This is a genomic window from Serratia sp. MMO-28 (genome assembly GCF_037199905.1).
Lineage (GTDB): Bacteria > Pseudomonadota > Gammaproteobacteria > Enterobacterales > Enterobacteriaceae > Chania > Chania oryzae.
The window spans coordinates 189,356-202,005 of sequence record NZ_JBBCVB010000007.1 but is presented as its reverse complement, the minus strand read 5'-3'; the positions used below and the strand labels follow the sequence as shown (position 1 = coordinate 202,005).

9 protein-coding genes and 1 pseudogene are annotated in these 12,650 nt (G+C 56.0%); 6 read left to right on the top strand and 4 right to left on the bottom strand.

From position 1 onward, the window contains the following. Positions 1–2: 2 nt before the first annotated feature. Positions 3–1,109, bottom strand: a complete 1,107-nt coding sequence (gene ddlA / locus WG891_RS08680; RefSeq protein ID WP_337262138.1) for a D-alanine--D-alanine ligase — start codon at positions 1,107–1,109, stop codon at positions 3–5. A gap of 185 nt (positions 1,110–1,294) precedes the next feature. Here ddlA and map point away from each other — a divergent pair, with 185 nt between their 5' ends. After that, entirely contained in the window at positions 1,295–2,113 is an 819-nt protein-coding gene (gene map, locus WG891_RS08675; protein ID WP_337262137.1) for a type I methionyl aminopeptidase, read from the top strand. Beyond that, positions 2,110–3,816: a D-lactate dehydrogenase gene (gene dld, locus WG891_RS08670; RefSeq protein WP_337262136.1), complete on the top strand. Its 1,707-nt coding sequence runs from the start codon at positions 2,110–2,112 to the stop codon at positions 3,814–3,816. Before map ends, dld begins: the two co-directional genes overlap by 4 nt. A gap of 66 nt (positions 3,817–3,882) precedes the next feature. Here the strand turns inward: dld and WG891_RS08665 are convergent, their stop codons facing one another. Continuing rightward, entirely contained in the window at positions 3,883–4,473 is a 591-nt protein-coding gene (locus WG891_RS08665; protein WP_337262135.1) for a Yip1 family protein, read from the bottom strand. Between the two features lie 291 nt (positions 4,474–4,764). Here WG891_RS08665 and WG891_RS08660 point away from each other — a divergent pair. Together WG891_RS08660 and WG891_RS08655 are read left to right on the top strand one after the other, a co-directional pair. Then, positions 4,765–5,168, top strand: a pseudogene (locus tag WG891_RS08660) (acyltransferase). A 113-nt stretch (positions 5,169–5,281) separates the two neighbouring features. Next, positions 5,282–6,115 (top strand): DUF1460 domain-containing protein, encoded by an 834-nt coding sequence (locus WG891_RS08655; RefSeq protein ID WP_337262134.1) that lies wholly within the window; start codon positions 5,282–5,284, stop codon positions 6,113–6,115. 43 nt (positions 6,116–6,158) lie between these two features. Here WG891_RS08655 and WG891_RS08650 read toward each other — a convergent pair whose 3' ends face one another. Then, positions 6,159–6,656, bottom strand: coding sequence for a 4Fe-4S dicluster domain-containing protein (locus WG891_RS08650; protein WP_337262133.1), 498 nt, complete (start codon positions 6,654–6,656; stop codon positions 6,159–6,161). Further along, a complete protein-coding gene (gene ygfT, locus WG891_RS08645) occupies positions 6,653–8,593 on the bottom strand; it encodes a formate-dependent uric acid utilization protein YgfT (protein ID WP_337262132.1) in 1,941 nt (646 codons plus the stop codon). Before ygfT ends, WG891_RS08650 begins: the two co-directional genes overlap by 4 nt. Before the next feature lie 398 nt (positions 8,594–8,991). Here ygfT and WG891_RS08640 point away from each other — a divergent pair, with 398 nt between their 5' ends. Continuing rightward, positions 8,992–10,440: a nucleobase:cation symporter-2 family protein gene (locus tag WG891_RS08640; RefSeq protein WP_337262131.1), complete on the top strand. Its 1,449-nt coding sequence runs from the start codon at positions 8,992–8,994 to the stop codon at positions 10,438–10,440. 54 nt (positions 10,441–10,494) lie between these two features. After that, positions 10,495–12,642 (top strand): formate dehydrogenase subunit alpha, encoded by a 2,148-nt coding sequence (gene fdhF / locus WG891_RS08635; protein WP_337262130.1) that lies wholly within the window; start codon positions 10,495–10,497, stop codon positions 12,640–12,642. Positions 12,643–12,650: the final 8 nt, after the last annotated feature.

Here is a 12,650-nt window from a genome sequence, read left to right as displayed (position 1 = left end):
TGCTAGGCCCGATCAAACACCGAGCTGTTCAACCCGCGATCCTGCTGATGGCGCTCCAGCGCCAACTCGATCAATATCGTGATCAACTGGGTATAACTCACCCCGCTGGCTCCCCACAGTTTCGGGTACATGCTGATATTGGTGAACCCTGGCAGCGTATTGACTTCGTTGATGATCACCTGATTATCTGGCGTCAGGAACACGTCGACGCGCGCCATCCCCAAACAGTCCAAGGCCTTAAACGCCTGCAAAGCCACATCGCGGATTTTGTCGCTGGTTGCCTGATCGATCGCCGCCGGCACCACCACCTGCGCGCCCTGCTCGTTAATGTATTTGGTGTCGTAAGAATAGAACTCATCGCTCAACACAATCTCACCGCAAACGCTGGCCTGCGGCCGATCGTTACCCAGCACCGCACATTCAATCTCACGGCCAGCAATCGCCGACTCCACCAACACTTTGTGATCAAAGCTGAATGCCAGCGCGATCGCCTGCTCAAATTCGGCCAAGTCGTGCACTTTGCTGACGCCAACGGAAGAGCCCTGATTAGCCGGTTTAACAAACAGTGGCAACCCCAGGCGCTCGGCCAATTGTGCAAAACTGTGTTGCTGGCGGTTGGCGCGCGTCAGCGTCACGAACGGCGCGATTGCCAGCCCGGCATCACGCAGCAGGCGTTTGGTGACGTCTTTATCCATGCTGACCGCCGAGCCCAGCACCCCAGCGCCAACAAAGGGAATATTGGCCATGCGCAACAGCCCCTGCAGCGAACCATCCTCCCCCAGCGTGCCGTGGACGATCGGGAATACCACGTCGAGCTGGCCTAGCGCACCGGCACCGTCGGCCGCAATCAGTTGCTGCTTCTCCTGCCCCGGTATCAGCGCGACGTTTTTATTCGAATGATTGAGCGCAATCAGCGCCGGGTTTTCCGCATTCAGCAGAAAATTTGAGGCATCGTTAATGTGCCATTGCCCTGTTTTATCAATCCCCAACAGCGTGACGTCAAACTTCTCTTTGTCGATTGCATCCAGAATATTTTTTGCCGATTGGAGCGAAACCTCATGTTCCGCCGATTTACCGCCAAAGATCACCCCAACACGTAATTTAGTCACGCCCGAAATCCTTCTGAAAAGTCATGGCAAGAAAGCCACCCATCACAATAAACGCATTGGCGGGTGCCAGCAATCATCACCTTCAGGAAAGTTCGTGCGCCGTGGAATAGCAAACGCCTCCCCCACAAAGCGTATATAATTCACCGACAAATCGCTTATGGATTGACACGAAAGGAAATAATCGGGTGAAAGAGATTGTCCTCAAAACTCCGGAGGAGATTGCCAAAATGCGCCACTCTGGCGCGCTGTTGGCCAAGGTGTTTGCTATGCTCGATGGGGTCATTCGCGAAGGCATCACCACCATGGAGATTAACGATCGCACCGAGGCATTTATCGTCGATGAACTGAAGTCACGCCCGGCCAGCAAGGGCCAGTATGATTTCCCCTACGTGCTGAATACCTCGATCGACGAAGTGATCTGCCACGGCATGCCTTCAGCCAGTAAAATTCTGCGTTCAGGCATGATCGTCAACGTCGATATCACGCTGGAAAACGGCGGCTTTATTGCCGACTCCAGCAAAATGTATGCTATCGGCCAAATAACTCCGGTCGCCAAGCGGTTAGTGAATAACGTGTATGAGGCTATGTGGCAAGGCATTCGCGCGGTAAAACCAGGGGCAACGCTGGGGGATATCGGCCACGCGATTCAGCGCCACGCCGAACAGGCCGGGTACAGCGTCGTGCGTGAATACTGCGGCCACGGCATTGGCCGCAACATGCACGAAGGCCCGGCGGTGCTGCATTACGGCCAGCCGGGAAGCGGAACGGTATTGCAGGAAGGGATGGTGTTTACCATCGAACCGATGATTAACCAGGGCGATCACCGCATCAAGCTGAAGAAAGATGGCTGGACAGTGGTCACCCGCGACAAGAAACTGTCTGCCCAATGGGAGCACACCGTGGCGGTTACCGCTAGCGGGGTAGAAATCCTGACGCTGCGTGACGAAGAGCGCCAGGCAGGGTATACAGATCGCTACTCAATCACAACAGGGAGCTCGGCATGACGCAGTCCGCCAACCAGGCATTTATCAATCAGCTCAAGAATATCGTCGGCAACACACAGGTGCTAACCGGCGATCGCAACACCGAACGTTATCGCAAAGGCTTCCGTTCCGGCGAAGGCAAGGCGCTGGCGGTGGTGTTCCCTACCCGCCTGCTGCAGCTGTGGCAGATCCTGCAAGCCTGCGTGGCGGCCGATAAAATTGTCATCATGCAGGCTGCCAACACCGGCCTCACCGAAGGCTCGACGCCCAGCGGCGATGATTACGATCGTGAGATCGTAATTGTCAGCACCCTGCGGCTCGATGATATTCAGGTGCTGGATCAGGGCAAGCAGGTGGTCGGTTTCCCTGGCAGCACGCTGCATAAGCTGGAAAAGTTGCTCAAGCCTTACAACCGTGAACCGCATTCGGTCATCGGCTCTTCGTGCATCGGTGCTTCGGTGATCGGCGGCGTGTGCAACAACTCCGGCGGTTCACTGGTCAAGCGTGGCCCGGCCTATACCGAAATGGCGTTGTACGCCAAGCTGGATGCCGACGGGCAGTTGCGGTTGGTTAACCATCTGGGCATCAAGCTCGGAGATACGCCAGAAGAGATCCTCAGTCGTTTAGAAAAAGGGGATTACCGCCCGGAAGATATCGAATACGGTGAGCTGCGCGCCTCGGACAACGAATACGCCAGCCGGGTGCGCGACGTGGATGCCGATACCCCTTCGCGCTTCAACGCCGATAAACGCCGTTTATACGAAGCCTCCGGCTGTGCCGGTAAACTGGCGGTATTTGCCGTGCGCCTGGATACCTTTGCCAAAGAAGATAAAGAACAGGTGTTTTATATCGGCACCAACGATACCGCCGTGCTGACCGAGCTGCGCCGCCATATGCTCAGCCAGTTCGAAAACCTGCCGGTGGCCGGTGAGTACATGCACCGCGATATCTTCGATATTGCCGAAGTATACGGCAAAGACACCTTTATGATGATCGACAAACTCGGCACCGACCAGCTACCGCGCTTCTTCACCCTGAAAGGCTTTGTGGATGCCCGCCTCAACAAACTGCCGCTGCTGCCGCACAACCTCACCGACTGCGTAATGCAGAAGCTCAGCAAGCTGGCCCCCAGCCATCTGCCGAAGCGGATGAAAGAGTACCGCATCCGTTTTGAGCACTACCTGCTGCTGAAAATGTCGGGCCCTGGGGTGGAAGAAGCACAGCAGTATCTGCAAAGCTACTTCGCACAGGCCAACGGTGATTTCTTTGTTTGCACGCCGGAAGAGGGCAAGAAGGCTTTCCTGCACCGCTTTGCCGCTGCGGGTGCCGCCATACGCTACCACGCCGTGCATGCCAATCAGGTGGAGGATATTCTGGCGCTGGACATCGCGCTGCGCCGCAACGACACCGAATGGTTTGAAACCCTGCCGCCGGAAATCGACAGCCAATTGGTACACAAGCTGTATTACGGCCACTTTATGTGCCATGTGTTCCATCAGGATTACGTGCTGAAGAAAGGCGCCGATTGCCATGCCTTAAAAGAGCAGATGCTGGCGATCCTCGATCGGCGTGGTGCGGAATACCCTGCCGAGCACAACGTTGGCCATCTGTATCACGCCAAACCGGATTTGCAGGCCTTCTATAAAGATGCCGATCCGACCAACAGTTTCAACCCCGGCCTGGGTAAAACCAGTAAGCAGAAGTTCTGGGGCGAGCGTAGCTGACAGCCGCAGGCATTGAACGCAAAAACCCCTTATGCCATAACGGCATAAGGGGCAGTATGACAAACGTCAGAAGAACCAGGAACCATACCCCCACAGCACCACCGTCAGCCCAAGCAGCAGCTCAAGGAGCAGAACGCCGATAGCCAACGTCGAGCTGGAGAAGATAAACCCTTCTTTACGGTCGATCCCCAGGAAATTCGGGATGCCGATATACAGCAGATAGGCGGAATAACTGAGGCCGATAATACCGGCCAACAGGCACAGCCAAAGCACCGGATACAGCGCTACGACGCCGCTGAGGAACATCGGCGTGGCCACATAACCGGCAAACACCATGCAGCGGTGCAGGCTGGGGCGAGTTTCATAGCGTCGGGCCATCCAGTGGATCACTTTCCCCATCGCCGCCACACCGGCCAGCATCAGCAGGTAAAACGCAATGGCGGTATAGAAGGCAGTGACCATATCCAGACGGATGGCATTACCACTCCCCGAGAGCCAGCCGAGCCGCGTGGTGCCGATGTAAGTGCAAACCACCGGTATCAACGCCATCAAGAGAACGTGGTGGGTGTACAGGTGCGAGATGCTTTCATTCTCGCTTTGAATGTTTTTGAACTCGGTGCGGGGATGCGCCAGCAGCCCCCAAACATGATTGACCATGGAACACCTCCTCATTTCACCGCAGACCGCGAGCGGCGAACCCAAACATACCCCCTGGCGGATAAAACACCGCATGAGGAGTGCGGCCACGGGGCGCTTCCCCTGTATCCATTATAGTCTTTGATGGAAAAAACGTACGCCACGCCAGCGCAGGGCTGAGTCACGCCCTGCAAATTTAAGTAATCGGTGTATAGTCAAGCTGTTGCACTACCTTAATCGAGGGATACCATGTCCGCTAAAATTCGCACCCGCCAAAGCGGGATCAATCAGGTCCAGGCTGGGCAGAATGTGATGGTGATCGAACCCAGCAACCTGTATGGCTGCCAACTGGGTGACGATGTTTTCGTCGGGCCGTTTGTCGAAATCCAGAAAAACGTCAGTATTGGGGCGCGCAGCAAGATCCAGTCTCACAGTTTTATCTGTGAATACGTCACCATCGGTGAAGATTGCTTTATCGGCCACGGCTTGATGTTCGCCAACGATCTGTTCAAAAGCGGCGCTCCCAATGCCGATCCGGCCAGTTGGGGGCGCACCAGGATCGGCAACCGGGTTGCGATTGGTTCCGGCGCAACCATCCTGGCCGTTGACATCTGTGATGATGCCGTAATCGGCGCCGGTGCCGTGGTCTGCAAAATATCAGCCGAAAAGGCATTTATGCCGGTAATCCGGCCAAGCTGTTGCGAGAGCTTGCCTAGGTGAATGAGGCGATCATTGATTAACTGTATTGATGTTTAGGCTTAGTTTAGTTTCCAATCGCCATAGTGATATTGATAATCGTTATCAATCATCAGCGATATGGGGAATAAAGATGCGCAGGTTTGCCTTAATGATGTTGATCCCGGCAATGTTGGGATGTAGCGCTAAAAAATCTGTCGAGAACCCGGTAGAATCAGCGCCGGAAACGGCTCACCAGCAAAGTATGACGATGAAAATGAACGATGAAACAGTAAACAAACTGCATGCCATCCTGGCGTTGCACGCGGCGGTGCCTGAGGCCGATAAAGGCCAGACGATCGACCTGCTCTCACAGGCGTTCCTCGGCACCCCTTATGTTGCCAATGTGCTGATTGGCTCTGCCACTACGCCGGAACAGTTGGTGATCGACTTCCACGGGTTAGACTGTTTTACCTACCTGGATTACGTTGAGGCGCTCAGAGAGGCCACCACTGACCAACAGTTTATTGAAAATCTGATTCAGACCCGCTATGTGAAGGGTGAGATCGACTTTCTGCATCGCAAGCATTTCTTCACCGATTGGGCGCAAAAAGAGCATATTCTTGCCGACGACATTACCGCGCAGCTTAGCCCGCATGCCGTCACCCTGGTGAAGCACCTCAATCGTAAAGCGGATGGCGATGCTTACCTGCCCGGCCTGCCGGTGGTGGAACGCCACGTTACCTATATTCCCAGTGAGTTTGTTGACGATAACGTGATTCGCCAGTTACAGACCGGCGACTATATCGGCATCTATACCAAACTCGCCGGGTTAGACGTCACCCACATCGGTTTCTTTATTATGACGCAGGACGGCCCGGTGCTGCGCAATGCCTCTTCGCGCAAAGAAAACATGCAAGTGGTGGATTCACCCTTTGCCGCTTATGTGATGAATACGCCGGGCATTCTGGTCCTGCGCCCGCGTTAATCCCGGTATTCGGTGGTGAGTCTGGCGATAATTCGAGCCAGGTTTATCTGTCTGCATAAAACACCACCGGATGCGCCAAACTGGCGGTAGCGATTTGCCGCTGTTTTTGTAATGCCGCCAGTTGTATCGCGGTCACTTTACTTAATGCCGCCGTTGGGCAAACGTCCACGCAGGCGGGGCCGCGCTCACGGGTTGCACACAGATCGCATTTCACCATCACTGGCGGAACCCCTGCCGTGACTTCAATAGTAATAGCACCAAACGGGCAAGCCACCGCGCACCCCTGGCAGCCGATGCAACGCCCGGCATCGGCCTCAACCCGTTCAGCTCCCATCGTCAACGCACCGGTTGGGCAGGCGGCCACGCATGGCGCATTCTCACACTGATGACACATCACCGGTACGCTGAGGTTATCCAAACGCAGCACCTTCAGGCGCGGATGGAACGCCGCGCCCTCGGCCACATGTTCCAACGCGCAGGCGATTTCACAGGTGCGGCAACCGATGCAGGCCTGCGGGTTGGCAGCAATAAAACTGGTCATATCCCCTCCTTCTGCGTAAACATCGCCAGCATTTCCTGTGCTGCCTGACGCCCGGTGACCATCGCGGTCACCACCAGATCGGCCCCATGTCGCGCATCGCCGCCGGCAAATATCTTGTCGTTGCTGGTTTGCATCGTTCCGCGCCCTTTCCCCCCCGTGCAGATTTGCCCCCAACGATCGAGCTTGATACCGTGCCCACGTAGCCACGGCATATCGTGTGCCTGGAAACCGAAGGCCATCACCAGCACATCGGCCGGTAATTCAAACTCTGAACCGGCAATCGCGCGCGGACGGCGACGCCCGTCTGGCCCCGCTTCCCCCATCTCGGTGCGAATCATCCCGACGGCACTCACCTGCCCTTTACGATTACGCCGGATGTACTGCGGCTGGACATTGAAAAGGAATTCCACCCCTTCTTCCCGGGCGTTGACCACTTCTTTCTTCGAACCCGGCATACTGAGTTCATCACGGCGGTAGGCGCAGGTCACGCTGGCAGCACCGCGGCGGATCGCCGTACGCAGGCAATCCATCGCCGTATCGCCGCCCCCTAATACCACCACCCGTTTAGCATGAAGCTCGGTGAGTGGGTATTCCGCGCTCTCTGCCAGCCCCATCACCTCGCGGGTGCTGGCGATCAGGAACGGCAATGCCTGAATCACACCCGGTGCGTCTTCTCCTGCTAAACCCGCAGTCATCATGCCGTAAGTGCCAACGCCGAGAAAAACGGCGTCGTAGTTCGCCACCAGATCGCTGAACGCCACGTCACGCCCCACTTCCTGATTCAAATAGAAGTGAATGCCCATCTCGCTGAAGATTTCCCGCCTGACGCTCAACAGGCTTTTATCCAGCTTGAACGGCGGGATACCGAAGGTCAGCAGCCCACCGATCTCCGGGTGCCGATCGAAGACATCCACCTGAACGCCGGAACGCGCCAGAATATCGGCGCAGCCTAGCCCGGCAGGGCCAGCGCCGATCACCGCTACCCGCTCTTGACGCGGGGCAACGTCCCCGACACTTGGGCGCCACCCCATTGCCAGCGCCGTATCGGTGATATAGCTTTCTAAATTACCCACGGCCACGGAGCCGCCTACCTGCTTCAAGGTACAGGCCCCTTCACACAGCCGATCCTGCGGGCAGACCCGGCCACAAATTTCTGGCAGTGAGCTGCTTTGGTGGCATAGCTCCGCCGCCTCGATAATCTTTCCTTCATTAACCAACCGAATAAAATCCGGAATAGCGTTATGCAGCGGGCAGGTCCAGTTACACCAGGCTTTTTGTGCACAGTAGAGACAGCGTTCACTCTCGTATTCGGCAGCGCATGCCGCCAACGGGTGGTATATCTCATTGAAATGGGTTTTTCGCGTTTCGGCATCGCGCTTGTTGGCCCCGACACGCGGCGATTTGCTCAGGAATGACTCACGCCGCGCGCCGTGGCGCTCCTGCAACGGTTGCCCCTGAGCAGAGCGAGTTTGTCGTTCACGACGTAGCTGATTAAGCGCGGCGTCATCCATCAGGCGCAACGCCGAAGTCGGGCAACTCGCGACACAGGCTTGCAGCCCGGAAGGATGCTGGCTACACAGATCGCATTTCTGCGCCAGCGGTGGCGCGTCCTCGTGATTAGCCACCATCTCAATGGCGCCAAACGGACAGGCTATGACGCAGTTCTTGCAGCCAATACACGCCTCCTGCTTGAGCTGAATACTGTCGTTAGCAAACCAGAGCGCCTGCGTCGGGCAGGAGGCGACGCAGGGGGCATCGTTACAGTGACGACAGGTGGTGGCGCTGCTGACATTACGCTGAGGTAGCACGTGGATACGCGGCAGGAAATCACCACGCAGCTGCGGCCAGGTATCCTGCTGATGTGCGGTAACGCAGGCGATCTCACAAACATGGCAGCCAATGCAGTTCGCGGCATCGGCAACAATAAACTTATTCATTGGCTCCCTTTTATTATTCTGACATTCACATCAGGTCGCGATGCAATAATCAGGCGATGTTTACCTCCCGCACGGGCCTAAGTTGATTTTTGTGAATTGGCTCAAAAAAACACGCCGTTCGGCGACGCGGGGCGTATCAATAAAACCACGACAGAATCATATGGCGATCCAGAATGATTCGACTTCTCTCATAATGAGAAACCTATCATCCCTGCGTCTCCCAATCTCCCCTCCCATCGCTCCCCAGAAACGGCGCTTTCTGTGATAGTCGACTCATTTCAACAAATTTATCGCCTTAGAATAAAAAACTGGCATTCCCTAAGCATGGATATAGCGGATTTTTCATCATTTTTATTCGCTACGCGGCCCACTGTTGGATATTCAAGGAGAAGGAAATTATGAGCGCCATTGATTCTCAACCCCCCTCGATCACTGGTAGCCCCCATGCGACAGATGAGGTGGATCGTGTCCTGCCCCCAGGAAAGCTGATTATTCTGGGGTTACAGCACGTTCTGGTTATGTATGCAGGAGCCGTTGCCGTCCCACTGATGATTGGTGACCGGCTGGGTTTAAGCAAAGACACGATCGCCCTACTGATCAGTTCCGATCTGTTTTGCTGCGGCGTGGTGACGTTACTGCAATGCATCGGTATCGGGCGGATAATGGGGATCCGTCTGCCGGTTATCATGTCGGTGACTTTCGCGGCCGTCACGCCAATGCTGGCTATCGGTATCCGTCCTGATATCGGGTTAATGGGTATTTTTGGTGCCACTATCGGCGCCGGTATTATCACCACCTTTATCGCACCGCTGATTGGCAGACTGATGCCGCTGTTCCCTCCGCTCGTGACCGGTGTGATCATTACCTCTATAGGCCTGAGCATCATGCAGGTCGGCATTGATTGGGCGGCGGGTGGTAAGGGCAACCCCGAGTATGGCAGCCCTGTCTATCTGTGCATCTCATTTGCCGTGCTGCTGTTTATCCTACTGGTGACCCGCTTTGCCAAAGGCTTTCTCTCCAACGTGGCGGTGCTGCTGGGGATTATCTTCGGCTTTGTTCTGTCGATGATGATGAATGAAGTCAACCTGAATGGCCTGAATGACGCTAAATGGTTCGCCATCGTCACGCCGATGGCTCTGGGAACACCGATTTTCGACCCGGTATCGATTCTGATCATGACCGCGGTGGTGGTTATCGTGTTTATTGAGTCGATGGGGATGTTTCTCGCACTGGGTGAAATTGTCGGACGCAAACTCTCGCCGCAGGATATCGTGCGCGGCCTGCGCGTAGACGCTGTCGGCACCCTATTCGGCGGCGTGTTTAATAGTTTTCCGCATACTTCGTTTTCACAGAATATCGGGCTGGTCGGCGTCACCGGCGTTCATAGCCGCTGGGTTTGCGTGGCTTCAGGCGGCATTCTGATCACCTTCGGCATGGTGCCGAAAATGGCGATCCTGGTCGCATCCATCCCACAGTTCGTGCTGGGCGGCGCTGGGCTGGTGATGTTTGGTATGGTGCTGGCAACGGGGATCCGTATCCTGGCCCGTATCAACTATTCCACCAACCGCTATAACCTCTATATCGTCGCCATTAGCCTTGGCGTGGGCCTGACGCCAACGCTATCGCACGATTTCTTCTCGAAATTCCCGGAAGTGCTGCAACCCCTGCTGCACAGCGGGATCATGCTGGCCACCTTCAGCGCCGTGACTCTGAATCTGTTTTTCAACGGTTATAACAAGCACACTGGCCTGATTCCCGATAGCCACACCGTTAAGCGTCAGCCACGTACCGTGCGTATGTGGTTGCTGATGCGTAAGGTTAAACAACAGCAACAACAGGACGAATAAGGCAATTCTGGTTTGCCGCAGGGTTGCTGAAACATTAAAAGGAGCCTAGTTCACATGAAAGATGTCATCACCGTATGCCCCTACTGTGCAGCCGGTTGTAAGATCAAACTGGTGACTGAAGCAGGAAAGATTGTCCGCGCCGAAGCGGCGATGGGCAAAAACAACCAGGGGACCCTGTGCCTGAAAGGCTATTATGGCTGGGACTTCATTAATGATACGCAGATCCTCACGCCACGCCTGAAAACCCCGATGATCCGCCGTCAGCGCGGCGGCAAGCTGGAGGCCGTCTCCTGGGAGGAGGCGCTCAGTTACGTTGCCACTCGCCTCAGCGCGATTAAAGAGCAGTATGGCCCGGATGCCATTCAGACCACCGGTTCTTCCCGCGGAACGGGTAACGAAACCAACTATGTGATGCAAAAATTCGCGCGCGCCGTGATTGGCACCAATAACGTCGACTGCTGCGCACGCGTCTGACACGGCCCTTCGGTTGCAGGTCTGCACCAATCGGTCGGTAATGGCGCCATGAGCAATGCCATTACAGAGATTGATCATACCGATCTCGTGTTTATCTTCGGGTATAACCCGGCAGATTCACACCCGATCGTGGCGAATCACGTGATTAACGCCAAGCGCAACGGGGCAAAAATTATTGTCTGTGATCCGCGCAAAATCGAAACCGCGCGCATCGCCGATATGCACATTGCGCTGAACAACGGCTCGAACATCGCGCTGCTCAACGCCATCGGGCAGGTGATTATTGAAGAGGATCTGTACGACAAATCCTTTGTCGCCAACCGTTCCGAGGGCTTTGAGGAGTATCGCAAAATCGTCGCGGGCTACAAGCCGGAGTCGGTGGAAGATGTCACCGGCGTCAGCGCGCAGCAAATTCGCGCCTGCGCCCGCCTGTACGCCAACGCGAAATCCGCCGTTATTCTGTGGGGCATGGGCGTGACCCAATTCTACCAGGGCGTGGAAACCGTCCGTTCGCTGACCAGCCTGGCGATCCTGACCGGCAACCTGGGCAGACCGAACGTCGGCGTAAACCCGGTTCGGGGTCAGAACAACGTGCAGGGTGCCTGCGATATGGGGGCGCTGCCGGATACCTACCCCGGGTACCAGTACGTCAAGTTCGCGGAAAACCGCGAAAAGTTCGCCGCAGCCTGGGGCGTAGACAGCCTGCCTGCGCACACCGGCTATCGCATCAGTGAACTGCCGCACCGCGTGGCGCAGGGGGAAGTGCGGGCCGCCTATATCATGGGGGAAGATCCGTTACAAACCGATGCCGAACTGCCAGCCGTGCGTAAGGCGTTTGACGATCTGGAGCTGGTTATCGTCCAGGATATTTTCATGACCAAAACCGCTGCGGCAGCGGATGTGATCTTGCCTTCCACCTCGTGGGGGGAGCATGAAGGGGTTTACACCGCTGCGGATCGCGGCTTCCAGCGTTTCTTTAAAGCGGTGGAACCGAAGTGGGATCTGAAAACCGACTGGCAGATTATCAGCGAAATCGCCACCCGCATGGGCTACCCGATGCACTACAACAACACCCAGGAGATCTGGGACGAGCTGCGGCACCTGTGCCCGAACTTCTACGGTGCCACCTATGAGAAAATCGGCGAGTTGGGGTATATACAGTGGCCCTGCCGCGACGAATCCGCAGCGGATCAGGGCACCTCTTATCTGTTTAAAGAGAAATTCTCGACGCCGAACGGGCTGGCGCAGTTCTTCACCTGCGACTGGGTTGCACCGATCGACAAACTCACCGATGAATATCCGCTGGTGCTCTCCACCGTGCGCGAAGTAGGCCACTACTCCAGCCGTTCAATGACCGGCAACTGTGCGGCTCTGGCAATGCTCGCGGATGAACCAGGTTACGCGCAGATCAACACCGCCGATGCCGAACGCTTGAACATTGCCGATGAAGCGCTGGTGTGGATCAACTCGCGTAAGGGGCGCGTCATCACCCGCGCGCAGGTGAGCGATCGCCCGAACAGAGGGGCGATCTACATGACCTATCAGTGGTGGATTGGCGCCTGTAACGAACTGGTAGCGGATAACCTGAGCCCGATAACCAAAACGCCAGAGTATAAGTACTGCGCCGTTAACATTGAGAGGATTGCCGATCAGCGCGCCGCCGAACAGTATGTGGTTGAAGAGTACAACAAGCTGAAAGCCCGACTGCGCGCAAGCGCCATGGGTTAAATCACCAG